The 408-nt window shown below is 30.4% G+C and carries 1 protein-coding gene; it reads left to right on the forward strand.

Annotated features, from left to right (window positions below):
• Nucleotides 1–94: 94 nt before the first annotated feature.
• A complete protein-coding gene (locus tag ACNDLV_RS07450) occupies nt 95–343 on the forward strand; it encodes a hypothetical protein (RefSeq protein ID WP_022091219.1) in 249 nt (82 codons plus the stop codon).
• Nucleotides 344–408: the final 65 nt, after the last annotated feature.

Raw genomic sequence — 408 nt, forward strand, 5'->3', positions numbered from 1 at the left:
GTAACGCAATGATTGATAGATGGGACAACGTTTTTAAAGGTCGAGATTTTCTATCCAAAATTATGAAACATATTTTAGATACGGAGGAATGAAAATGTATGAAGTTTACTTCCCTGATTCAGATGATTATACGTACGTTGGATATCAGGGGGATGTTCCTGACTTTACTAGTTTAATTCTAAATCGATTTATAGATATTGGAGAATACAATTTTCTTTTAGAATTCAGCTTTCCTTCAATTTCTGACTTTATCCAGTTTGTTTGGGATAACTCAATGGATTTAGAAGGAGCGTTCAAAGATTTAGCAGAAGAAGTTTATGAGGTAGTTGAAGTAAATGGATAAAGAAATTTTAAAACTGTGTACAGATTATAAAAAACAACTTATAGATGATGCTTTAAAACAAAAAA

This window comes from Lactobacillus fornicalis (assembly GCF_055362665.1).